We start from the raw sequence: 23,407 nt of genomic DNA on the forward strand, positions 1-23,407 counted from the left end.
ATATCGTCCTCAAGAACAATCATGAAGATGGATCGGACTGTAGTCATTGGTCTTGACGGATTCCATAAGGACCTTCTCCCGTATACTCCGACGATCCAAGACCGCTACCTGAAGAATGGTACCGAACTTGAAAGTACCTCTCCTCCAGTAACTGCACCTGCTTGGGCCTCATTCCAGACTGGGAAGACTCAGGGTAAACATGGTATATATGACTTCGTGACCTTTGATGAAAACTTTGAGAGGACTATTCTTGACGGACGATCGTTACGCTCTATGACTTTCTATGAGTCATTAGCACAAACTGGACTCAAATGCTACTTACAGAACCTTCCATTCGCGCTCCCTCCCCGTCTTGAGGGTGATATTATGCCATCTTGGCTTGACGATGATGATGTAGGGCCTCATCCCTCCGATCTTGCTTCAGAATTGGACGTGGACCCCCCAATATATCCGGAATTCGACGGGAACCGTGAAGAAAATATATCTGAGATGTCTGCGTGTTTTGCCCGTAATCGTGATCTGTTCCTGTCGATTATGGAGCACAGAGTCCATGATTTCCTATTCCACCTAGTCAGCGTCACTGATTGGTTACAGCATATTGCCTACTTGGACCTCATTGATGGTAGAGAAACCGCGATTACTGAGGCCGCAACTGGCCTCCTCAGAGATGTCGATGAGTATGTGGCAATCCTTGAGAACAGGCTTGATGAGACAGACAATCTCATTCTTATCAGCGATCATGGATTTAAACGTTACGAGGGATCGATTTATATTAATGATTGGCTAGCTGAGGAGGACTACCTAAAACGAGATTCAAGCGGAATTCACCTATCTGTAAAATCTGATAACAGTGGATCATCAATTAATGCTGGGACCATTGGACGATGGATCCGGCATAATCCAGTGGTTCATGACCTTATTCGACCAGCGAAACAATTAGTCGAGCACATAATCGGAGTAGAATTCATTACAGATACTGGTGTAGATATGTCTCGGACACGTGCTTATTGCCGTTCCAAAGATGAACATGCTATTCGAATAGCCGATAATGTAGATGATCGGGAAGGCCTCGCAATAGAAATACAGAATCAGCTGAACCAGTTAGAAGGCATATCGGCTACATTAGGTAGCGATCTCTATGAAGGGCCATATGTTGATGCGGCGGGGGATGTCATTGTCTCAGGATTAACTCATCACCCGCAGCGAGGTCCAGTTGGAGAAGTGTTCTCCCCGATTCCGATCGCTCATCACTCAAAAACAGGTATTCTGGTTGGTCTCGGCCCAGCATTTACGTTACCACCTACCGAGGCGAGACTGATTGACATAGCGCCAACATTACTATATCTTAATCGATGTGCGATTCCAAGAGATTGTGATGGGGAAGCTCTTGTTGACTGGCTTTGGGCTGATCATGATCTTAGCTATCACGACTCGACGGAGTGGACCCCCCCCTCTAATGATAGTTCTAATAACCCCCGTGACATTGTGGAAAATCGTCTTGAACAACTGGGGTATTTGTAACATGGACCGACAATCTAAATGCCTAATACCATACTTATTAAATGGACTACAATTCTAAGCGAGAAAAATATTGGGACCGATCAGCTGAAACCAACTCCCGATATAGCGCTAGTGGTATCCGAGCATACCCAGAACCGATCAACCGATATCGTAAGGAGGCACTTTTCAGTACAATTAATACGGTACTTAAAGCACAGTCGATAGAACTCCCCGACTTGCGCATACTCGATGCTGGATGTGGCACCGGAGCGTATGCGGAGTTCTACGCCAATGCTGGAGTTGATCTCCACGGTGTTGATATCTCCAGTAAATCTCTCACGGCTATCCGAGCGGCGAGAATACCCGGAACGTACACACAAGCACGGCTTGATAATCTACCCTACTCTGACGAGACGTTTGATCTTGTCCATTGTTTCAGTGTCCTATACCACATACTTGATGATAATGAATGGATTAACAGTCTTGCCGAACTTCAGCGAGTTACCCGACCAGGAGGATGGCTATTGCTCCGAATTGAGTGGGTTGATAAATCGCGGCGTCCTGCCTCGCATGTAAAACACCGCCCCCGGAATAAATACCTCAATCAACTAGTCGAAGAGGGTCCATTTAGCCTTGAACATGTTGAGCACTTTGCTGATGTCCCAATGTTTGAGCAGTTAACCGCAAAATTACCGGGGCTTGACATCACTGGCGCCCGATTATTCATACTGTTTTCGCTACTCGCCATTAACCTTGATCTCTTTCATGAGAATCCTGACCAACGCATCCTTCTACTTAGAAAGCACCCCTAATTTGGGCGAATATTTCTCTATCTTGCTGCTCAATCCCAAGTCCATACAACAGCACTCCGAACACTATTATGCCTACAATTCCACCTGTCGCGATTGCCGTAAGACCTTCTAAGAAAGCGGCAGTACTGCGTATCGCAATCAAGGCGCCGATATTTGCTAAGATTGGCTTGGCAAGCGTAATAGAGTATGGAAAGATACCCTCATAATACCAGAGTTCGATAATCCTAGCCATATTCATGAGAATGTAGGATATAACAGTTGCAATAGCGGCTCCCTGAATCCCGAATCGCGGGATAAGGACATAATTGAGAGTGACATTTACTATTCCGAATGTCCATTGGTTAACGAATAGAATCCATTGGTGGTCTGACATCATTAGTACGTAAGCGCTACCGGCCGCAATACTATCTATCAGATAGGCGAGGATAAATAGCATTAACACTGTACCTCCCGCGACGTATTTGACGCCAAATAGAGCAAGAATATCGGTGCGGAATATACCGATAACGGCGCCGATTAGGACGGTTGTAGAGAAGGACCATCTGACGATGACGTGATGGAGTATCTGAAGTGTTTGTCTGTCATCGTTGGCAAATAACTCTCCAGCGACCGCTGGGAATAGTTGGTTAATACCTGTAAGCGGTAGAGATAGTACCCCGGCAAGGAGTACTGGCACATTATAGATCCCAACTGCATTGGCCCCCAGTAGAATCCCGAGCATTAGAACATCTACCCGGCTGTAAAGAAACGTTCCGATATCTCGAAATGCGAGTGGAACCGCGGTCCGATAAAATTTATTTACACCTGTACGTGAGATTGTAAATGACGGCTGTAGTAAATCGTGAGACGTGGCGATGGCAACTGCCACTACCATTGCGATCGCGGCTGCAACAACAAGTGTGGCAACCAGACCGATAATTGAATAACCTACCACGAGACCAATGCCGACTGTTAAGACTCGTAGTACCGGTGGAATTACTTGTCGGGCTATTATGTGTTCATCAATATGACCTGATCCTCTTAGGCTCTCTCGCGCTACATTCCCGACTGAATTAAACGGTAACACTAATGCGAAGACACGAAGAACATCCTCGAAGAGAGAACTATTTAACGTGAGCGAGCTAATTACAGGTGCACTTATATAGATCCCCAAAGCGATTACTAAACTAGTACTTACCCCCGTTACATAACCCAGACCAAGGATATAGGACCGATTCTCGCTGTCTTCCTTGAAATCTGGCATGTACCGAAGCACAGATTTACTCGAACCGAGGTCAGCGAACACTTCTATGATGGTAATAAGCGTCCACGCGTAGGCGTACGCACCGTATGCTGCAGTGGTTGTACTACGCGTAAGTAAGAGATTCAATAGAAACCCCATGGCGGTGCTTATTCCTTTTCCTACGGCGAACAGCCCCACCCCTCGACCAATGGATGATAGATGGGAGATAATTGTGTCTTCGTTATTCATTTAATGCAATATTCATTTCTCCTATGGGGTTTTTCTGATGCTCTACTCACCTATTTGGGAGGCACTAGAAAACTAAACCTACCGATCAGTGGCACCCTTTCATGATAAATGGTATCGTTCAGTGAAACAAGTTCGCCCGTTATATGCCCCGAATATTACTTTTCAGAATCCGACTTGCCACCCTCGCGTTCCGTCCGAACTGACTCCCCACAGTTCATTCCTCCTCCCGACACAACCCCCACCACTCCCCCGAAACCGTCATGTGCCCTCCGCTAATCGCTCACAACGACCATGGCTCCGGAACGCGAGTACGACGTGATCGTCCTCGGCGTGGGTGGGATGGGCAGCGCCGCCGTCTACCACCTGGCGCGCCGCGGCGTCGACGTCCTCGGCATCGAGCGGTTCGACGTCCCGCACGCGAACGGGTCGTCCCACGGCATCACGCGCATCATCAGGCGGGCGTACTACGAGCACCCGTCGTACATCCCGCTGATCGAGCGGGCGTATGACCTCTGGGACGACCTGGCCGAGGAGACCGGCCGGCCGGTCGTCCACCGGACCGGGTCGGTCGACGCGGCCCCGGCGGGCGATGTCGTCTTCGAGGGGTCGCTGCGCTCCTGCGAGGAGTACGACATCCCCCACGAGGTGCTGACGGGCGCGGAGCTGGCCGAGCGGTTCCCCGGCTACCGGCTGCCGGAGGACTACCGGGCGCTCTACCAGCCCGACGGGGGGTTCGTCGTCCCGGAGCAGGCCATCGTCGGGCACGTGGAGGCTGCGCAGGCCGCGGGGGCCGAGGTGCGCGCCCGCGAGCGCGTCGCGGACTGGGCGGAGACGGCCGACGGCGGCGTCCGCGTCGAGACCGACCGGGGGACGTACCGCGCCGACCGGCTGGTCCTCGCCGCGGGCGCGTGGAACGACAAGTTCGCCGACGAGCTGTCGGGGCTCGCAGTCCCCGAGCGGCAGGTGCTCGCGTGGTTCCAGCCGGAGACGCCCGCGACGTTCCGCCCGGAGAACTTTCCCGTCTGGAACGTGAGCGTCCCGGAGGGGCGATTCTACGGCCTACCGGTCTACGACGTGCCGGGGTTCAAGCTCGGGAAGTACCACCACCGCGACGAGGAGGTCGACCCGGACGACTGGAACCGCGACCTCGAACCGGAGGACGAGCGCCTCCTTCGGGAGTTCACGGCGAAGTACTTCCCCGACGCCGCCGGGCCGACCATGCGCCTCGCCACGTGCATGTTCACCAACTCCCCGGACGAGCACTTCATCCTCGACACGCTCTCCGACCACCCGCAGGTGGCCGTCGGCGCGGGCTTCTCCGGCCACGGCTTCAAGTTCGCGAGCGTGATCGGCGAGATTCTGGCCGACCTCGCGCTGGACGGGGAGACCGACCACCCGATCGATATGTTCGCGCTCGATCGGTTCAACTGATCGAGCGCGGATCAGACGCGCCGCGACCCGACTCGCCGCGATCCGACTCAACGCGACCCGGCCCGTTCCGCTCGGTCCGCTGCGTTCCGCGTCGGTGCCCGCGCCCGCCGCGGGCTAATCAATGCCTCGATAACCTGCGACGAAGGTACTTGCGGCGATCTCCTGATGGGTGTACCATGTCAGGCCCACTCACGGAGGTCGACCCGGAGGTGCGGGCGGCCGTCGCCCGCGAGCGCGAGCGCCAGGAGTCGACGCTCGGGATGATCGCCTCGGAGAATCACGTCTCCCCGGCGGTTCTCGAAGCGCAGGGGACCGCGCTCACGAACAAGTACGCCGAGGGCTACCCCGGCGAGCGCTACTACGGCGGGTGCGAGCACGTGGACGAGGTCGAGCGGCTGGCGATCGATCGAGCGAAGGAGCTGTGGGGCGCGGAGCACGTGAACGTCCAGCCGCACTCGGGGACGCAGGCGAACATGGCGGTCTACTTCGCGATGCTCGAGCCCGGGGACAAGATCCTCTCGCTCGATCTCACCCACGGCGGCCACCTCAGCCACGGGCACGCGGTGAACTTCTCGGGGCAGCTGTACGAGGTCGAGCAGTACGAGGTGGATCCCGAGACCGGCTACCTCGACTACGCCGACCTGGCCGCGACCGCCCGCGAGTTCGACCCCGACGTGATCGTCTCGGGGTCCTCGGCCTACCCGCGGGCGTTCGAGTGGGAGACGATCCAGGAGACCGCCGAGGGGGTCGGAGCCTACCACCTGGCGGACATGGCCCACGTCACGGGGCTGGTCGCCGCCGGCGTCCACCCCTCGCCCGTCGGGATCGCCGACTTCGTCACGGGGAGCACGCACAAGACGATCCGGGCGGGCCGCGGCGGCATCGTCCTGTGCGACGAGGAGCACGCCGACGCCATCGACTCAGCGGTCTTTCCGGGCGGGCAGGGCGGCCCGCTCATGCACAATGTCGCGGGCAAGGCCGTCGGGTTCGAGGAGGCGCTCGAACCCGAATTCGCCGACTACGCACGGCAGGTCGTCGACAACGCGAAGACGCTCGCCGAGCTCTTCCGCGAGCGCGGCCTCTCGCTCGTCTCCGGCGGGACGGACAAGCACCTCCTCCTCGTCGACCTGCGCGAGTCACACCCCGACACTGCGGGCGGGGACGCCGAGTCCGCGCTGGAGGACGTGGGAATCGTCCTGAACAAGAACACGGTGCCCGGCGAGACCCGCTCGCCGTTCAACCCCTCGGGCGTCCGCGTCGGCACCCCCGGCGTGACGACCCGCGGGTTCGGGACGGACGAGATGGAGACGGTCGGCGGGTCGATCGTCGACGTGCTTGACGCCCCGGACGACGACGCGGTTCGCGAGCGCGTCGGACGCGAGGTCGACCGGCTCTGCGAGGCGTTCCCGGTGTATCGAAACTGAGCGTCGGGCGCGCCGGTGCCCCGGCGTTCGGCGGTCCGGTCGGGTCGAAGACGAGCCCCGCGCCCGTCCGGGGCGCGACCGGGGAGGGTCGTTCAGTTCCCCGTTCTAGTCGTCGTCCTCGGCCACCGCGCCGATCGACGTCCTCGAGGTCGTCTCGCTGTCGAGGAACACGGGTCTGATGTCGCCGAACGTCCAGATCATCGCCACGACCGCCACGAGGGTGATCGCGGCGAAGGGGCCGCCGGTGATGATGGCGGCCGCCTGGAGCGCGTCGACGCCGCCGATGACCATCAGCAGCGAGGCGAGCGCCCCCATGAAGCCGCCCCAGATGACGCGGTTGATCGTCGAGGGGTGGCGTTCGCCGCCGGTCGTGAGCATCCCCAGCGCGAGCGTCGAGGAGTCCGCCGACGTGACGAAGAACGTCGTCACGAGCAGCAGGAACAGCACCGTCAACACCCCGCCCCCGGGCAGCGCCTCGAACAGCGGGTAGCCCGCGCCGGCCTCGCCGTACTCGCCGATGGCGGCGAGGATGTCGGCGGCACCGGTGCTCTGGAGGAAGAGGGACGTGCCGCCCATCGTCGCGAACCAGGGGATGGTGACGCCCGTCGACGCGAGCACGCCCGTGACGGTCACCTGCCGGACGGTCCGCCCCCGCGAGATGCGCGCGATGAACAGCCCGACGAACGGTGCCCACGAGAACCACCACGCCCAGTAGAAGACGGTCCAGCCGCCGACCCACGAGACGTCGTTGGCGGCGTTCATGTAGAAGCTCATCTGGACGAACTGGTTTACGTACCGCCCGGTGGCCTCCAGTCCGGTGGTCGTGATGTACACCGTCGGTCCGAGGACGAACGTCGCGACGGTGACGACGGCGAACAGCGCCATGTTGAAGTTCGACACCCGTCGGATGCCCCTGTCGACGCCGACGGCGACCGAGAGGGTGAACGCGACCGTCAGGCCGGTGATGACCAGCACGGTCCCGAGGTCGCCGACGCTCGCCCCGGTCGTGTACTCGATGCCGGTGAGAAATTGGCTGCCCACCAGCCCGAGCGTCGTGGCGATGCCGCCGATGGTGGCGAACACCGCGAGGACGTCGACCAGCTTCGCCCAGACGCCGTCGAGGCCGTCGAGCCCCACGAGCGGGGCGATGACCGTCGAGACGCGCATCGGCGCGCCGTGACGGTAAGCGTAGTACGCCACGGGGATGCCGATGATGCAGTACGCGGACCACGCCGAGATGCCCCAGTGGAAGAACGTGTACTGGATGGCCCCGATGGCCGCGGCGGGCGACTGCGCCTCGAGCCCGCCGAACAGCGGCGGGACGCTGTCGAAGTGGTAGATGGCCTCCGCCGGTCCCCAGAACACGATGCCGGCGGCGATCCCCGCCGAGTAGAGCATCGCGAAGTACGCGAGGTAACTGTACTCCGGTTCGTCGTCCGGCGCGCCGAGTTTGATGTTCCCCCACGGTCCGAACGTGAGAAACAGCACGAACAGGACGAGGACGAACATCGCGATGAGGTAGAACCAGCCGAGGTTCGTCCACAGGAACGTGTTGATCCCCGACAGCGTCTTCGCCGACGCCGACGGCCGGAGGACGAACGCCGCGACCGCGAGCAGCGAGACCGTCACCCCGACGCCGAAGACGACCGGATCGAGCTCGTCGACGAACCGCCCGAACGCGCCTCGATCGCCCCTCATGGCGTCCCTCCCGGCTCGCCGCACGTCTCTACCGCACTGTTCCGCCGGCGCACCCGGTGTCTCGACGCGCGCCCTCGCTCCGCTCCGACCCTCCTCTCGGACGACATCGGGTGGCCCGTCCGTTCTCTGCCACGTAGTAGCATGGTATGGGCCTCCATGTGGCAGTCTCTATCATCCACGGTAAAGCCTGAGGTTAATCAGGAGCGGTGTTTTTGTGCGCGATCGGTCGAACCGACCGCGGGGTCCGCCGTCGCGGGCGACCCTCTACGCCGTCGTCGTCGCCGTCACCGTCGCCCCGAACCGGGACGCCGCTCAGGCGTTGATGTGTTTGACCTCGTAGCCGTGGCTCCGTATCGAGCGGATGATGTTGCGGGCGTGGCCCGCGCCGCTGGTCTCGATACGGAAGACGAGGTAGGCCTCGCCGACGTCGAGTTCGGGGGCGTCGCGCTCGTGGCGGATGGACTGGATGTTGGCGTTGTGGTCGGCGATGAGCCTCGATATCTCCGCCATCTTCCCCGGCCGGTCGTCGATGCGGACGCGGAGGCGGAGCAACTGCTCGCGGTCGGTGAGCGCGTGGACGAGCACCGTCTGGAGCATCGTCATGTCGAGGTTGCCCCCGCAGAGCAGCGGCATGACCGTCTCGCCCTCGACGTCGAGGCCGTCGCTCAGGAGCGCGGCGACCGACGCCGCGCCCGCCCCCTCGACGACCTGCTTCGCCCGCTCTAAGAGCAGGAGTACGGCGCGAGCGATCTCGCCGTCCGTGACGGTGACGACTTCGTCCACGTGCTCCTCGATGAGCGAGAGCGTGAGCTCGGAGATCCCGCCGGTCGCGATGCCGTCGGCGATCGTGTTCACCGAGTCGAGCGTGACGGGTCCGCCCTTCTCCAGGCTGTCCGCGACCGTCGCCGCGCCCTCGGCCTGGACGCCCACGATCCGCGTCTCGGGGGAGAGCTCGGCGAACGCCGTCGCGATCCCGGAGACGAGTCCGCCGCCCCCGACGGGGACGATCACCGTGTCGACCCCCGGGAGGTCCTCGTGCATCTCGATCCCGAGGGTCCCCTGCCCCGCGACGATGGCGGGGTCGTCGTAGGCGTGGACGAAGGTCGCGTCCGAGTCGGCCACCAGCTCCCGGGCGTGGGCCATCGCCTCCTGGAAGTCACGCCCGACGAGTTCCACCGTCGCGCCGTAGCCCCGGGTGGCGTCGACCTTCGTCTGCGGGGCCGCCCGGGGCATGACGATGGTCGATTCGACGCCGAGGCGGGTCGCCGCGAGCGCGACTCCCTGGGCGTGGTTGCCCGCGCTGGCCGCCACGAACCGCTCCGCCCCGTCGGACTCGACGCACTGTCTGATCTTGTTGTACGCGCCGCGCGTCTTGAACGACCCCGTCCACTGCAGGTGCTCCATCTTGAGGTGGATCTCGCCGCCCGTCAGCCGATCGAGCGACGTGCTCCGCTCGACGGGCGTGCGCTTCACCACCGTCTCGTCGTCGAGTCGCTCCAGCGCCGCCTCGACGTCGGCGAACGTGACCGTCCCCCGCGGGTTCTCGCTCATGGCTCCCCCTTCGATCTCATCGAAGTAGCTTCTCCCGGTCCGGGTCGAACAGCGGTTCGTCCCGCACGGTCGCGCCGTAGCGCTCGCCCTCGTACCGGATCTCGACCGAGCGACCGGGTTCGGCGTACGCCGCCGGCAGGTAGCCGTAGACGATCCCCGCGTCGATCGTGTAGCCGTAGTCGGCGCGCGCGGCGTACCCGAGGGTCTCCTCGCCGTCCGTGATCGGCCGCCCGGCGTCGACCACCGCGCCCGGATCGCCGAGCGTCATCGGCGCGAGCTTCCGGTCGATGCCCCGATCGCGCGCCGCGAGCAGGGCGTCCTTCCCGACGAAGTCGGTGTCGAGGTCGACCGCGAACCCCAGTCCGGCCTCGTACGGGTCGTACTCCGGCGTGAGGTCCGACCCCCAGAGCCGGAAGCCCTTCTCCATGCTCATCGAGTTCAGCGCGGCGTCGCCCATCGCGAGGACGCCGTGGTCCTCGCCGGCCGCCCAGACGGTCTCCCAGAGCCCCGCGCCGTACTCCATCGGGGCGTACAGCTCCCAGCCGAGTTCGCCCACGTAGGAGACGCGCAGCATGGTGACCGGTACGCTCCCGACGTACGTCTCCTGCACCGAGAAGAACGGGAACGCGTCGTTCGAGAGGTCCGCCTCGGTGACGGGCCCGAGGGTCGCGCGGGCGTTCGGCCCCCAGACGCCGAGCCCGCAGTAGCCCGAGGTCCGGTCGACGACCGTCACCGAGCCGTCGTCGGGGGCGCGCTCGCGGATCCAGCGGCCCTGCTCGGTGCCCGACGCCCCGCCGCCGGTCAGCAGGAGGAACCGGTCGTCCGCCAGCCGGGAGACCGTCAGGTCGGCGAGGACGCCCCCGGCCTCGTTCAGCATGGTCGTGTACCGGACGCGCCCCGGCGACACGTCGACGTCGTTGGAGAGCAGCCCCTGGAGGTAGTCGCGCGCCCCGTCGCCGGTCACCTCGATGACGGTGAACGACGTCAGGTCGTACAGCCCGACGCGGTCGCGGACGGCCCGGTGCTCGATCCCGTGGGCCGGCGACCAGCCCCGTCCAAGCCAGCCCGACCGATCGGGCACGTCGTACTCGGGGCCGAGCGCCTCGTTCGCCTCGTACCACTGCGCCGACTCCCAGCCGCCGCTGTCGTAGAACTCCGCGCCCAGCTCCCGCTGGTGGGGGTGGTAGGGGCTCCGCCGGAGGCCGCGCTGGCCCCGCGGCTGCTCTCGCGGGTGGACGAGCTGGTAGACCTCGCGGTACTGCTGGCCGCCGCGGTCGCGGACGTACGACCGCGCGCCGGCGTGGGGCTGGAACCGATCGACGTGCGCCCCGGTCACGTCCACGCGCTCGCCGGCGAGCCGCGGGACGCCCCGCTCCATCCACTCGGCGACGACCTCCCCCGCGCCGCCGGACTGGGTGACCCAGATCGCGAGCGCCCACCAGAGGCCGTCCACCTCCTCGGTCTCCCCCAGGATGGGCATGCCGTCGGGCGTGAACGAGAACATCCCGTTGATCCGCGAGGTGAACTCGCAGTCCCCGAGCGCGGGGACGAGTTCGCGCGCCGCGTCGTGGGCAGACCGGTCGTGGTCGGGGTGGGTGTTCTCGTAGAAGTGCTCCGCGGTGAACTCGCGGATCGAGGGCATCTCGGGGGCCTCCTCGGGGGCGAGGATGTCCTCCGGGTCGACCAGCAGCGGCGCGTGGTTGTACGAGCCGACGCCGTAGCGCTCCCCGTGCTGGCGGAAGTACAGCGAGTAGTCCTGGTGGCGCAGGATCGGCTGTTCGATCTCGCGGGTCGCCCCGGCCAGCGTGTCCAGCTCGTCGGAGACGAGGTACTGGTGGGCGCAGGGGACGAGCGGGACGTCCACGCCGACCATGTCGCCGAACAGCGGCCCCCAGATGTTCGTGGCGACCAGCACCTCGTCGGCGGCGACGCGCCCCCGGTCGGTGACGACCGCGCGCACCGCGCCGTCCTCGACCTCGACGTCGGTGACCGTCGTGTGGCCGTAGAACTCCGCCCCCCGCTCGCTGGCGCGCTCCGCCATCGTCGCGGAGACGTCGACCGCGTGGGCCTTCCCGTCCGTCGGGACGTAGTACCCCCCGCGGATCACCGACTCGTCGATCTGGGGGACGCGCTCGGCGACCGCCTCCGGCGAGAGCAGTTCGCCCCCCTCGATCCCGTAGGCCATCCCCCGCTCGCGCTTTCGCTTCAGGTACGCCCAGCGCTCCGGGCTGTAGGCGACCTCGATGCCGCCGCACGTGCGAAAGCCGTCGAGGTCGGCGTACAGCTCCCGGGTGTACGCGGCCATCCTCGTCATCAGCTCGTTCCCGGCCGTCTGGAACACCAGCCCGGGGGCGTGGGAGGTCGAGCCGCCGGTCTCGAACAGCGGCCCCTGATCGACGACGACGACGTCCTCGCGGCCGAGGTCGGTCAGGTGGTAGGCGGCGCTGCACCCGACGCACCCCGCGCCGACGATGACCGTTCCCGCCCTCGACGGCGGCGTGTCCTCTGCTGTCATGTATCGTGATCCGGTCAACCCCGGCATAAGCCTCCGTGTGAGATAGCTAACCCATTCAAGCCCCGCCGTCGAACGGGTCGAGAGGCCCCGTTCCCCTGGTCGGTTCGCGGGGGTCGGTGGGCGACCCTTCTACGGCCCGGTTCGCGGTGTCCAGTCGAGCGATCGCTGACCAGGCAGCCCACGACGGGTAGGACTGAAAGGGGCCTGGCGCTACGCGAACCCCGGCGACGTAAGCACTACAGCGAGCGCTAGCGAGCGAAGCGCGCAACGAACCGTGGGAGCGTAGCGCCAGGGGGCTTTCGGGGCGTATTTGCGGTCTCCACTCCCTCGTCCGAGTTCGCCCCCGTACTTATACGTCTGGGATACTGGCGGTCAAGGCTTTTTAACGAATGTGGTCACCAATAGCACATGACACGGTGGAACAACGGAACCGACGAGGTCGGCACCGTCAGCGCCGACATCACCGAGGAGACGAACGCGCTCCCGGCGAGGTACTTCACCGACCCCGAGGTCCACGAGATGGAGAAGGAGGCGGTGTTCTCCCGGTACTGGATCTACGCGGGGCACGCGAACGCCGTCCCGGAGCCGGGTGACTTCTTCACCCGGACGGTCGGCGACCGGCAGGTCATCGTCGTGCGCGACCGCGACGGCGAGGTGCGGGCGTACTACAACGTCTGCGCCCACCGCGGGTCGAAGATGGTCGACGACACCCCGATGACCGACCCGGGCAACATGCGGCGGATCAAGTGCCCGTACCACCTCTGGACGTACGACCTGGACGGGACGCTCGCGAGCACGCCGAAGAGCTTCGAGGAGGCGAGTCTCAACCCCGACCTCGAGGACGACGAGGTGCGGAAGCTCGACCCCGAGCGAAACGGGCTGATGGAGGTACACACCGACTCGATCGGCCCGCTGGTGTTCGTCAACTTCGACGACGATCCGATGGCGCTCGCGGAGCAGGCGGGGAAGATGAAGGACGAACTGGAGGCGCTGCCGCTCGAGGAGTACGAACTCGCCCGCCGGTACGTCTCGGAGGTGGAGTGCAACTGGAAGACCTTCGGCGGCAACTACTCCGAGTGCGATCACTGCCAGTCCAATCACCAGGACTGGATCAAGGGGATCCGACTCGACGAGTCCGAACTCGAGGTCGACGACTACCACTGGGTCCTCCACTACACCCACGAGGAGGACGTGGACGACGAGCTACGCATCCACGAGGAACACGAGGCCAAGTTCTACTACCTCTGGCCGAACTTCACCGTCAACATGTACGGGACCGCCGACGGCTACGGCACCTACATCATCGATCCCATCGACGAGGGGCGGTTCCAGCTCATCGCCGACTACTACTTCCGGGACGCCGACCTGAGCGAGGAGGAGGAGGAGTTCGTCCGGACGAGCCGGCAGCTCCAGGAGGAGGACTTCGAGCTGGTCGAACGCCAGTACGCGGGGCTGAAGATGGGCGCGATGGCGCAGGCGCAGCTCGGGCCGAACGAGCACACGCTCCACAAGTTCCACCGCCTCGCCCAGGAGGCGTACGACGCGTGAGCGGCCCGTCCGTCCGATCATGAGCGAACGGAGATCCGCGGCGTTCGTCGTCGCCTGCCCCGACTGCGAGGAGCGGCGGGCGACGGACGACGCGAACGAGACCGTCGCCTTCTACCGGCGCCACCGCGCCGCGACCGGCCACGACGTCGTGTGGGAGCGCGCCGCGTTCGACGGCGACGACGCCCTCCCGGACGGCGACCTCGCGGCGATCGTCGACGAACTCGACGGACGCCACGAGGACGGCGTCCCTATCGGGGTCGTCGCCGCGGCGCTGGGCGCGCGGGGCGTCTCGATGGGCGAGACGCTGGAGCGGATCCGGGCGCTGCGGATGCGCGGGGGGCTCTACGAGCCGCGGGACGATCACCTCCGCGCGACCTGACCGCCGGTGCCCCCGGTCACTCCTCTTTGAGCGTCGCCTCGATGAGCCTTGCCGTCCCGCGGCGGATGCGCCCGCCGACCGCCGTGGGCGAGATGTCGAGCGCCTCGGCGAGGTCCTCGAGCGACGTCTCGCGGGGCTCGCTGAAGTACCCCCGTTCGTACGCCATCAGCAGCGTGACCCGCTGTGCCTCCGTCAACCCCGTGACGCCGCCGATGGTCCACTCCTCCTGCCGGTAGAGCTGTCTCAGCTCGAACGCGATGCCCTCGGCCTCGCAGTACTCCCACAGCGGCGCGAGCGCCTCCCGGTCGGGGAGTTGCAGCCGAACGGCCCACCCGACGCTGTCGCTCTCGGCCTCGAGCATGAGGCCGCCGACCTCCGCGGTCCTCGGCGAGAGTAGCTTCGTCCCCTCCGGGTGGCACAACCTGTAGATGCGCGTCGATCCCGACGCCGAGACCAGCGTCGCCGAGTCGACGGTGTGGTCCTCCTCGAGCGACGCTTCGAACGCTCGCAGCGCGTCCTCCTCCCCCTCGACCAGGAAGAAGAACATCCCCGTCTCGGGGTCCGTTCCCGAGTGAGGGACGACCTGCACGGCCACGTCCGAGACGGCCCTGATGGTGGGGGCGAGCGCCATGTCGGGGTGGGCGACGTACACCTCGGCGATGACGTTCACGGCCGTTCGCCCCGCGGGGTGCCTCCGGCCGACGCGGCCGGAGGCGATCTCGATCGCGCGCCCGCCGCTCGCCCGGTCGTCGAGGGTGCCCTCCCCGCGGTTCCCCGACCGACGGCGCACCGGACCTCGCGTGGTGTGTGCATGTATGACAAAGAGATGTCGAACATCGGTTGTAAGGGTTGTGCCGGCGCGGTCGACGCGCGGGCGAGGGGTCCGCCGGGATTCCCGTCGAACCGGACGACGCCTCTCCTCCGGTGGATCTCTCCTCAGCGCCCGCTCTGGTACCGGTTCAGGAGCGTCTCGTCGAGCGCCGTCGCCGCGGGGTCGTGTCCCGCGAGCCACACGCGGTCGGACGCCGGGTCGTAGGTCACGACATCCCGGTCCGCGAGCGCCGGGACGTGCGTCTCGTAGAGGTCGAAGTACCGTTCCAGTACGTCGGTCTCCGGGATCTCGGGGAGCGGTCGGCCGCGCTCTCTCACCGACACCTCGTCGGCGAGGTCCGCGAGCGTCACCGAGACGTGCTCCCGGACGGTGGAGAGTACGAACCGCTGGACGGGGTGGAGCGCCGTCTCGAGGTGGGCGTCGCCGTCGGCATCATCGGGTACCGTCACGGCGACGGATCCCCGGTGACGGCCGCGCGGTCACGGGGGTCGCCGTCGGCGTCGGCCGGGACGCGACGACCGTCGAGCGAACCGCCGTCGGTGTCGACCCGGATGGTCGGGCGAACCCCTCGCTCCCGTTCGGAAGTCGGTGTCACGCGGCTCATCGTCCCGAAGTCGAGGGAGGGGGATATAACCGGGGGAGCTAGTCACGCTAGCCCCGACGGACCACGGGATCGGCGGATCACCGGACGTGGTCGGCTCCTCGACGGCCGACGGGTCAGCGGTCAGCGATCAGCGTCCGTCCGCCTCGAAGAGCGCGGTCATGACGGCGTCGAGGCCCTTGCGGAGGTGTTTGTGGAAGGTGGGGGCGGTGATGCCCATGGCGGCGGCGACCTCCTCGGCGGTACTCTCTCTGGACCACTCGAAGTAGCCGGCGCGGTAGGCCGCCTCCAGCGCGTCGCGCTGGCGCTCGGTCAGCCGTTCCCCGAGTCGTTGCCTCTCGTCGGGACGGTTCGCCGGGTCCGACCGGTCGACCTCCCGCTTGCGCCGTAGCTCCGTCTCCGGGAACGCGGTCTTGACCTGCTCGACCAGCGCCCGGACGTCGGTGTGCGGGGAGACTTCGCAGACGAAGTCGGCGACGCCGTCCTCCACGACGATCGACCGGACGGTCGCGCCGTACTCCGCGAGCGCGAGCGTGATGAACGACTCGACCAGCTGGAACTGGAGGAGCGCGCCGTCCTCCTCCTCGCGGATCACCCGACACTCGCTGATGGTCGGTTCGTCGGCGGCGGCCTCGACCACGACGCGCGGATCGACGCCGGAGATGAACTCGTAGGCGAGCAGCGTGCCGTCGGACGCCGGGACGAGGCTCTGCAGCTCGCCGCGGTAGCCGTACTCCGCCGAGAGGCCGATGAGGAACGATCGTCGGTCGGTGCTGCGGAATTCGAGCTCCACGACGGTGTCCGAGAGGAGCTGGCGCTTGTTCTCGATGGTGTGGTACGCGTAGCCGATGACGGTACCCAGTTCGCGGAGGATCTTCAGTTCGTACTCGCCGAACGCGTCCTCGCGGTCGGCGGTGAGACCGACGACGCCGTAGACGATCCGACCGTAGGTGAGGGGCACGACGACGACGCGGTGCCCCCGCGCGTCGGCCGGGAGCCAGTCGAGCGGCCGCGAGCGGGAGTCGCCCGCGGGGAGCACCTGCGGTTCCCGCGTCCGAACGGCGCGGCCCGTCGCGCCGTCCTTCAACGCTACGACGTCCGCGGTGGCGGTCCCGCCGTCCTCGGCGATCCCGGCCCCCGACTGCGCGCGGACGACTGCCTCGTCGCGCTCCGGGCGGTAATCGGCGATGCTGGCGGTCTCGTACAGCTCCGAGTTCACGAGCCGGTCGCAGAGCGGCTGGTACGCCTCCTCGCGGGTCGACGCCTGCAGGAGGACGTCGAGCGTCGCCCTCACGCAGTTACCGACGCGCTCTACGTGTTCGAGTTGCGCGCACCGACGCCGGAGCTTCCGCTCGGTCGCTTCGAGGGCGACCTGTGCGGTGACGTCGTACGCGACGTCCATCACGCCCTCGACCGCCCCGTCGCGTCCCCGGATCGGCGCGGCGACGAGTCGGTAGGTCCGATCCTCGTCGCCGTCCGGTAGCGTCACCCGACGCTCGACGAGTTCCCCCGTCTCGCGGGCGGCCTCCTTCGGTTCGCGGAGGCGATCCGCGACGTCGGTCGCGTAGAGCTCGTCGTCGCGTTTCCCCACCATCTCCGACTCGGGCAGGTCGCCGACGAGCGGGCGGTACACCCGGACGTACCGCAGTTCCGCGTCGGTTCGACTCGCGCCGACCGCCCCGTTACCGACGACGTGGCGTAGGTGTTGGTCGTTCGGACACGTTTCCCCCCTGTCGTTTGTGCTCCCCGGCATCGTTCCTGGATCTGTCCCCTCGCGAACGCGCGGCGAGGGTGATCGACGGACCGCGTCTACGGGGTGATTCCGCGGAGTCGTATATAGGTGGTACGATGTGGCTTCATATGTGATACCGTCACGGCACGAGAGGTCGGGGTCGCGTTCGGGAGCGAGCCGGGGGCCGTCTCAGTCCTCGGGGGGTCGGTGGGGAGCGTAGGCGAGCAGGTGGGCTTCGTCGAGGGCGGTCTGTGCGGGGCCGTAGCCGTCGAGCGCGACCAGGTCCCGCTCCTGATCGTAGGTGAGCACGCCGACGGCCGCGAGCGCCGGAACGTGCACGTCGTAGAGCTCGTGGTAGTGTTCGCAGACGACCGCCGGTGGTATCTCGGAAAGCGGGCGGTCGTGCTCGCGGACGGCCACCTCGTCGGCGAGGTCCGCCAGCGCCAGCGAGACGTGCTCGCGCAGCACGACCATCACGTAGTACCGCGTCGGGTAGATGTCGGCCGGGTCCTCGTCGCGCCCTGCGGTGTCGGTGGCCGTCATCGCCCTCCGGTGCCGACGTCGCCGCGCTCGTCCGCCCGCGCCAGCAGCAGGTACGGCCGCAGCTGGTCGGCCGCCGGCTCGCGTTCGACGGTCCGCGCGGCCGCGTCGTAGCTGACGACGCCCGCCGCGTCGAGTTTCGGGAGGTGGACGTGGTGGAGCGCGATGGCGACCGCTTCGGGAGTCGCTCCGTCCCGGCCCTCGGTCAGTCGCTCCGCGAGCCGACCGACCTCGATACGCGGTTCGTGACGGTCCAGGTACGTCAGGACGCGTCGGCGTCGGCCGTCGCTGAGCAGTCCGAACACGGTGTCGACCGGTAGCGCGCGCTCGACCGTTCTCGCCTCCGATGGACTGCCGGGTACCCCGCTCATGCTTATCTGCTCATCGAGTAAGGATCGGAATAAATGGGGAAGCTAGTCTAACTAGCTCTCGGAAAGCGACTCATGACGGTTCGTCCGCCTCGAAGAGCGCGGTCATGACGGCGTCGAGGCCCTTGCGGAGGTGTTTGTGGAAGGTGGGGGCGGTGATGCCCATGGCGGCGGCGACCTCCTCGGCGGTACTCTCTCTGGACCACTCGAAGTAGCCGGCGCGGTAGGCCGCCTCCAGCGCGTCGCGCTGGCGCTCGGTCAGCTGCTCGGCGAGCTGTCGCGCCTCCGGCGGCCGGTCGTCGGTCACCGCTCCCGTCCGCTCGCGCTTGCGCACGACCTCCGTCTCCGGGGACGCGGTCGTCACGTGCTCGACGAACGCGCGGACGTCCGTGTGCGGGGAGACTTCGCAGACGAGATCCATGACGCCGTCCTCGACCACGAGCGACCGAACGTTCGCCCCGTACTCGGCGATCGGGAGGGACAGGAACCCGGCGACCAGCCGACACTGCACGAGTGCCGCCTGGTCGGCGACGTCCTCGCTGACGACGCGACACTCGCGGACGTCGGAGGTCTCGGCCATCGAGTCGAGGACGATCCGAGGATCGACGTCGCGCACCTCGACGTAGGCGAGCAGCGTGTCGTCCGGGGCGGGCACGAGGCTGCGAAGCTCGAAGCGTCCGCCGTGCTCCGCGTTCACGGCGACGGCGTGCAGACGGGTGTCCGTGCTGCGGAACTCGACCTCGACGACGGTGTCCGAGAGGAGCAGCTGTCGGTTCTCGATGGCGCGGTAGGCGTACCCCACGATGGCACCGATCTCCGCCAGGACGAGCCGTTCGTACTCCTCGAAGGCGCTCGTGCGAGCGGTATAGACGCCCAACAGGCCGTAGACGGTCTCGCCGTGGAAGAGCGGGACGACGATCCCGGCGGCGAGGTCCCGGAACCGATCCGCCGGGAGGGACGTCGCGGAGAGGTGGCCGGCCAGGTCGGTGACGACCTGCGCCTCCCTCGTACGGACGGCGCGCGCCACGGGCCCGTCGGCGTCCGTCGGGTCGGCGGTAAACGAGCCGAGGTCCCCCGCCTCGACGCCGGAGAGCGCTCGGAGGGCGACCTCGTCGCTCGCCGGGTGATAGTCGCCGAGCCAGGCGACGTCGTACGCGTCCGTCTCGACGAGCCGATCGCAGACGGGTTCGTACACCTCCTCCCGCGTCGAGGCGTCGAGCAGTATACCGGTCACCGGTCGCACGGCGTCGATGATGCGCTTTACGCGCTCGAGGCGCTCGAACCGCTCCTCGAGCACCCGCTCCTTCGACGTCGGCTCGGCCCGCTCCGCCGCGACGACGACGAGCCCCGTGACCGCTCCGTCGGTCGTCGTCGGGGCGACGCTCTGATGGACGACGCACGAGTCGCCCGACGCCCGCTCGACGGGCACCTCGCCGCGCCACGTCTCGCCCGCGAGCGCCGTCCGCCGGGCTTCCTCCGCGTACCCCGCGGCGTGCTCCGACACCACGAACCGATACGGACGACCGACGACCTCGCTCGCCCGATACCCGGTGAGCCGCTCGAACGCGCGGTTGGCGTACTCGATGGTCCCGTCCGCGTCGAGGACGACGACCGCGTGCCCCGCCTGTTCGACTATCCCCCTGAATTCGACGTCTTCTGCCATGACTCTCGCGTCCACACGCGCACCGACGCCGCGTCGGTTGCTAACAGTTGTGTGCGCTGCTGTAGATCGCGACCGCGTATTAATCGTGCCGATCGCCATACTCGAAAACCGAGAGACGCCGCGGTACTGACTGGTCCGGGACGGAGTGCGTTCCGCCCCGGCGTCGAGGATTCGACCCCTACTCCCGCAGGAGGTCCCGGACGCTCGCCTCGACGGACTCCCGCGGTTCCCAGCCGAGGACGCTGCGGGCCGCTCCGGTGTCGACCTCGAAGGAGTCGACGAGCGTCTCTCCGCTCCTGGGGTTCTCGACGAGCTTCACCTCGGGGTCGAGACCGCGCTCCTCCAGCGCGATCTCCCGGACGAGTTCGGCCACCTCGATGACGCCGGGGTCCTCGTCGGTCGCGATCTCGAACTTCTCGACGCCGGTCTCGTCGTCCGCGCGCAGGTCCACCAGTCGCTCGGCGCTACGGACGAACGCCCGCGCCACGTCCTTCACGTGGACGAAGTTACGCGACTGCGTCCCGGGTTCGTACACCGTCAGGTCCTCGCCGTCGAGCGCGCGGTTCACGAAGAAGTTGATGACCGTCCCCTTCGACACCGTCCGGCCGTCGACCTCGTGTTCGCCGTAGAGGTTGGCGACCATGAACTGGTGGGACGGGAACGCGCCGTCGGCGTACCACTCGATGGCGGTCTCGTTGAGGACCTTCGTGCGGCCGTACCAGTTGAGCGGGTCGCGCGGGAGGTCGATCGTGATGGGGAACTCGTCGGGGTCGCCGATGACCGCCATGGAGAACGGAAACCCGAGCGCCGCGCCGGTCTTGCGGCAGAACCAGGCGACGTTCTCGGTCCCCTGGACGTTCACCTCGTAGGCGAGGTCGGGGTGGTCGTCGCAGTCGTCCACGCCGCTGAGCGCCGCGAGGTGCAGGACGACGTCCGCGCCCGAGAGCGCGTCCTCGAGTTCCTCGCGGTGGCGAACGTCGACGTGCTCCACCGGCACGTCGCCGATCCGGCGGACCTCCCCGAGGTAGAAGTTGTCAAGGGCGGTCACCTCCCAGTCGGGGTGGACCTGCGATAGTTCGTAGACGACGCGGCTGCCGATGTAGCCCGCCGCACCGGTGACGGCGACGTGCGGTGAATCGCTCTGGGATGTCATCGTGGGTAGATAGTGACAGTCAGGGTTTGAATGCCTTTGCCAGGTCGCGGACGCCCTCGCGGAGCGTCCACTCCGTCCCGTAGCCCGTCTCGGCGATGCGGTCGAAGTTCACGTGGTAGGACGGGCCGGGGTGTTCGTCCTCGAGGTACGTCACGTCCACGGGGCCGACCTCCTCGGCGACGACCTCCGCGATCTCGCTGATCCGGTAGTTGTCCTCGTTCGACCCGACGTTGTAGACGAGGTGCTCCCAGCGGTCGGGTTCGAGGGCGGCGTGGGCGTACGCCGCCGCCGCGTCCCGGACGTGGATGAAGGGTCGCCAGTTCGATCCGTCGCCGTAGACCGTGAGGGGCCGACCGGTGAGCGCCCGGAAGACGAACGTGTTCACCACGAGATTGAACCGGACGCCGGGGGCGTCGCCGTAGTTGGTCGCCATCCGCAGCGCGACGCCGTCGAGGCCGAACTCCTCGCAGGCGTCGCGCAGCAGTCCCTCGCACTGGTACTTCGTCTCGGCGTAGGGGTTGATCGGATCGGGTTCGACCGTCTCGTCCAGGTCCGTGCTCGTCGCGCGGCCGTAGAGGTTACACGAGGAGGCGACGACGACGTTCCCGACGCCGAGTTTCCCCGCCGCGGTGAGGACGTTCTCCGTCCCGTCGAGGTTGGTCTCGAAGGTCTCCTCGCGGCGGTCGTGGGTGCTCGACGCGCCGGTGATGGCCGCGAGGTTGACGACGGCGTCGCAGCCGCGCATCGCGCTCTCGACGTTGCCGTACTCGCGCACGTCGCCGAGGCGGAAGTCGATGCCGTCGGTCAGCGCGCCCTTCAACGCGCGCGGCGATCCCGTGGAGGTGTCGTCCATGACCACGACCCGGTCGACGCGCTCGTCGCCGTCCAGCAGCGGGACCAGCACGCTGCCGATGTACCCGAGGCCGCCGGTGACGAGGACGTCCATGCCTCACTCCTCCAGGACGTCGGGGAGGAAGCGGTCCTCGTGGGACGTGATGGCGTCGGAGTAGCGCGTGAGCGTCTCGAGGATGTCGCGGACGCCACCCTCGAAGTTCTGGCGCTGCTCGCCGATGAGGCTCATGTACCGGTCGTTCGCCATCTCCATCTGGTGCGTCTCGTCCTCGTCGCGCGGGTTCTCGACGTGCGTGACCTCGACGTCGAGGTCGAACTCGTCGCCCACCGACGCGATGGTCTCGGCCATCCCCACGATGCTGATGGGCCGGGTGACCTGGTTGTAGACGACGTGTTCGTCGGGGCGCTCGGCGTGGTCGGTGAGCGCCAGCCGCGTGAGCCCCTCGACCGCGTCCTCGAGCGAGACGAACGGCTTTCGCTGCTCGCCCTTCCCGTACACCGTGAGCGGGTAGCCGGCGACGGCCTGCGCGCAGAAGCGGTGTGCGACGACGCCGAAGTAGTAGTCGAAGTCGAAGCGCGTCTTCAGGCGGTCGTCGGCGCGCGTCTCCTCGGTCTCCGTCCCGTAGACGATGGCCGTCCGCACGTCGGAGATGGGCAGGCCGAACTGCCGGTGGGCGAGCCGCAGGTTCGCCGCGTCGTGGCTCTTCGTGAGGTGGTACCACGACCCAGCCATTGCCGGGTAGGGGACCTCGTCGCTCTGCCCCTCGTTCTCCATCACGGCGCCGCCCTCCGGGATGGGGAAGTCCGGCGCGCCGTAGACGCCGGTCGTCGTCGTCTCGATGAGGTGGGTGTCGGGGAGGTCGTTCTCGTGCAGGCCGAACGCGAGGTTCCGGGTCGCCTGCATGTTGTTGTGCTGCGTGAAGTTCGCCCGCTCGCCGTTGATCTGGGAGTACGGCGCGCTGGGTTGGGCGGCGGCGTGGACGACCGCGCGCGGCTCGTGCACCCGAAGCAGCTGATCGACGAACCCGCGGTCGGTCAGGTCGCCCTCGACGAACGAGAGGTTGCGCACGCCGTGGACCTCGCGGGCGGCCTCGAGGCGCTCCTCGATGCTCGAGATGGGGGTCGCGCTGGTCGCGCCCACGGACTCCACCCACTCGCGCCGCGAGAAGTTGTCCACGATAATGACGCGCTCGTCGGACCGCTCGGCGATGCGGAGAGCCGTCGGCCAACCGACGTAGCCGTCACCCCCCGTCACGATGATGCTCATTAGTTACTCACCAGGCGAGTAACTGGCTGCGAGCTACAAATATCTTCCTGCCCGGCCGCGGGGAGGAACG

The 23,407-nt window shown here is 65.8% G+C and carries 20 protein-coding genes; 6 read left to right on the forward strand and 14 right to left on the reverse strand.

Annotation, left to right across the window (positions count from 1 at the left end; all coding sequences use genetic code 11):
* Nucleotides 1-27 precede the first annotated feature (27 nt).
* Nucleotides 28-1,521 (forward strand): alkaline phosphatase family protein, encoded by a 1,494-nt coding sequence (locus tag P1K31_RS15285; RefSeq protein WP_276304189.1) that lies wholly within the window; start codon nt 28-30, stop codon nt 1,519-1,521.
* A gap of 41 nt (nt 1,522-1,562) precedes the next feature.
* Nucleotides 1,563-2,312, forward strand: coding sequence for a class I SAM-dependent methyltransferase (locus P1K31_RS15290; RefSeq protein ID WP_276304190.1), 750 nt, complete (start codon nt 1,563-1,565; stop codon nt 2,310-2,312).
* Here P1K31_RS15290 and P1K31_RS15295 read toward each other — a convergent pair.
* Nucleotides 2,296-3,732: an oligosaccharide flippase family protein gene (locus P1K31_RS15295; protein WP_276304191.1), complete on the reverse strand. Its 1,437-nt coding sequence runs from the start codon at nt 3,730-3,732 to the stop codon at nt 2,296-2,298. The two genes, P1K31_RS15290 and P1K31_RS15295, sit on opposite strands and share 17 nt — an antisense overlap.
* Before the next feature lie 342 nt (nt 3,733-4,074).
* Here P1K31_RS15295 and solA point away from each other — a divergent pair, with 342 nt between their 5' ends.
* Nucleotides 4,075-5,214 (forward strand): N-methyl-L-tryptophan oxidase, encoded by a 1,140-nt coding sequence (solA, locus tag P1K31_RS15300; protein ID WP_276304192.1) that lies wholly within the window; start codon nt 4,075-4,077, stop codon nt 5,212-5,214.
* Nucleotides 5,215-5,390: 176 nt separating this feature from the next.
* Nucleotides 5,391-6,638, forward strand: a complete 1,248-nt coding sequence (glyA, locus tag P1K31_RS15305; RefSeq protein WP_276304193.1) for a serine hydroxymethyltransferase — start codon at nt 5,391-5,393, stop codon at nt 6,636-6,638.
* A gap of 105 nt (nt 6,639-6,743) precedes the next feature.
* On the opposite strand, the gene P1K31_RS15310 is transcribed toward glyA, so the two are convergent.
* The 3 genes from P1K31_RS15310 to P1K31_RS15320 all read right to left on the reverse strand — a co-directional run bounded on the left by P1K31_RS15310 (nt 6,744) and on the right by P1K31_RS15320 (nt 12,402).
* The gene (locus tag P1K31_RS15310) at nt 6,744-8,336 is read right to left on the reverse strand and encodes a BCCT family transporter (RefSeq protein ID WP_276304194.1); all 1,593 of its coding nucleotides are present in this window, start codon (nt 8,334-8,336) and stop codon (nt 6,744-6,746) included.
* A 312-nt stretch (nt 8,337-8,648) separates the two neighbouring features.
* Nucleotides 8,649-9,887 (reverse strand): threonine ammonia-lyase, encoded by a 1,239-nt coding sequence (ilvA, locus tag P1K31_RS15315; protein ID WP_276304195.1) that lies wholly within the window; start codon nt 9,885-9,887, stop codon nt 8,649-8,651.
* 16 nt (nt 9,888-9,903) lie between these two features.
* Nucleotides 9,904-12,402 carry a GcvT family protein gene (locus tag P1K31_RS15320; protein WP_276304196.1) on the reverse strand — a complete coding sequence of 833 codons (2,499 nt, stop codon included), beginning with the start codon at nt 12,400-12,402 and terminating at the stop codon, nt 9,904-9,906.
* Nucleotides 12,403-12,810: 408 nt separating this feature from the next.
* Here P1K31_RS15320 and P1K31_RS15325 point away from each other — a divergent pair, with 408 nt between their 5' ends.
* Both P1K31_RS15325 and P1K31_RS15330 read left to right on the forward strand, forming a co-directional pair.
* Nucleotides 12,811-13,950, forward strand: a complete 1,140-nt coding sequence (locus P1K31_RS15325) for an aromatic ring-hydroxylating oxygenase subunit alpha (protein ID WP_276304197.1) — start codon at nt 12,811-12,813, stop codon at nt 13,948-13,950.
* Nucleotides 13,951-13,969: 19 nt separating this feature from the next.
* Nucleotides 13,970-14,329, forward strand: coding sequence for a hypothetical protein (locus P1K31_RS15330; protein ID WP_276304198.1), 360 nt, complete (start codon nt 13,970-13,972; stop codon nt 14,327-14,329).
* Nucleotides 14,330-14,345: 16 nt separating this feature from the next.
* Here P1K31_RS15330 and P1K31_RS15335 read toward each other — a convergent pair whose 3' ends face one another.
* The 10 genes from P1K31_RS15335 to P1K31_RS15380 all read right to left on the reverse strand — a co-directional run bounded on the left by P1K31_RS15335 (nt 14,346) and on the right by P1K31_RS15380 (nt 23,337).
* A complete protein-coding gene (locus P1K31_RS15335) occupies nt 14,346-14,999 on the reverse strand; it encodes a helix-turn-helix domain-containing protein (protein ID WP_276305752.1) in 654 nt (217 codons plus the stop codon).
* Nucleotides 15,000-15,265: 266 nt separating this feature from the next.
* Nucleotides 15,266-15,610 (reverse strand): DUF7344 domain-containing protein, encoded by a 345-nt coding sequence (locus P1K31_RS15340; protein WP_276304199.1) that lies wholly within the window; start codon nt 15,608-15,610, stop codon nt 15,266-15,268.
* Nucleotides 15,607-15,765 (reverse strand): hypothetical protein, encoded by a 159-nt coding sequence (locus P1K31_RS15345; protein ID WP_276304200.1) that lies wholly within the window; start codon nt 15,763-15,765, stop codon nt 15,607-15,609. The genes P1K31_RS15340 and P1K31_RS15345 overlap by 4 nt, the downstream gene beginning before the upstream one ends.
* 127 nt (nt 15,766-15,892) lie before the next feature.
* A complete protein-coding gene (locus tag P1K31_RS15350; protein WP_276304201.1) occupies nt 15,893-17,515 on the reverse strand; it encodes a bacterio-opsin activator domain-containing protein in 1,623 nt (540 codons plus the stop codon).
* Between the two features lie 168 nt (nt 17,516-17,683).
* Nucleotides 17,684-18,037 (reverse strand): DUF7344 domain-containing protein, encoded by a 354-nt coding sequence (locus P1K31_RS15355; RefSeq protein ID WP_276304202.1) that lies wholly within the window; start codon nt 18,035-18,037, stop codon nt 17,684-17,686.
* Nucleotides 18,034-18,405: a DUF7344 domain-containing protein gene (locus P1K31_RS15360; RefSeq protein ID WP_276304203.1), complete on the reverse strand. Its 372-nt coding sequence runs from the start codon at nt 18,403-18,405 to the stop codon at nt 18,034-18,036. Before P1K31_RS15360 ends, P1K31_RS15355 begins: the two co-directional genes overlap by 4 nt.
* A 70-nt stretch (nt 18,406-18,475) precedes the next feature.
* Nucleotides 18,476-20,065 (reverse strand): bacterio-opsin activator domain-containing protein, encoded by a 1,590-nt coding sequence (locus P1K31_RS15365; protein ID WP_276304204.1) that lies wholly within the window; start codon nt 20,063-20,065, stop codon nt 18,476-18,478.
* A 178-nt stretch (nt 20,066-20,243) separates the two neighbouring features.
* Complete coding sequence (locus P1K31_RS15370) at nt 20,244-21,218, reverse strand: NAD-dependent epimerase/dehydratase family protein (RefSeq protein WP_276304205.1); 975 nt, start codon at nt 21,216-21,218, stop codon at nt 20,244-20,246.
* 19 nt (nt 21,219-21,237) lie between these two features.
* Nucleotides 21,238-22,164: an NAD-dependent epimerase/dehydratase family protein gene (locus P1K31_RS15375; protein WP_276304206.1), complete on the reverse strand. Its 927-nt coding sequence runs from the start codon at nt 22,162-22,164 to the stop codon at nt 21,238-21,240.
* Between the two features lie 3 nt (nt 22,165-22,167).
* On the reverse strand, nt 22,168-23,337 hold the full coding sequence (locus P1K31_RS15380; protein WP_276304207.1) for an NAD-dependent epimerase/dehydratase family protein: 1,170 nt from the start codon (nt 23,335-23,337) through the stop codon (nt 22,168-22,170).
* Nucleotides 23,338-23,407: the final 70 nt, after the last annotated feature.

The sequence above is a fragment of the Halomarina halobia genome, from assembly GCF_029338575.1.
Taxonomy (GTDB): domain Archaea; phylum Halobacteriota; class Halobacteria; order Halobacteriales; family Haloarculaceae; genus Halomarina; species Halomarina halobia.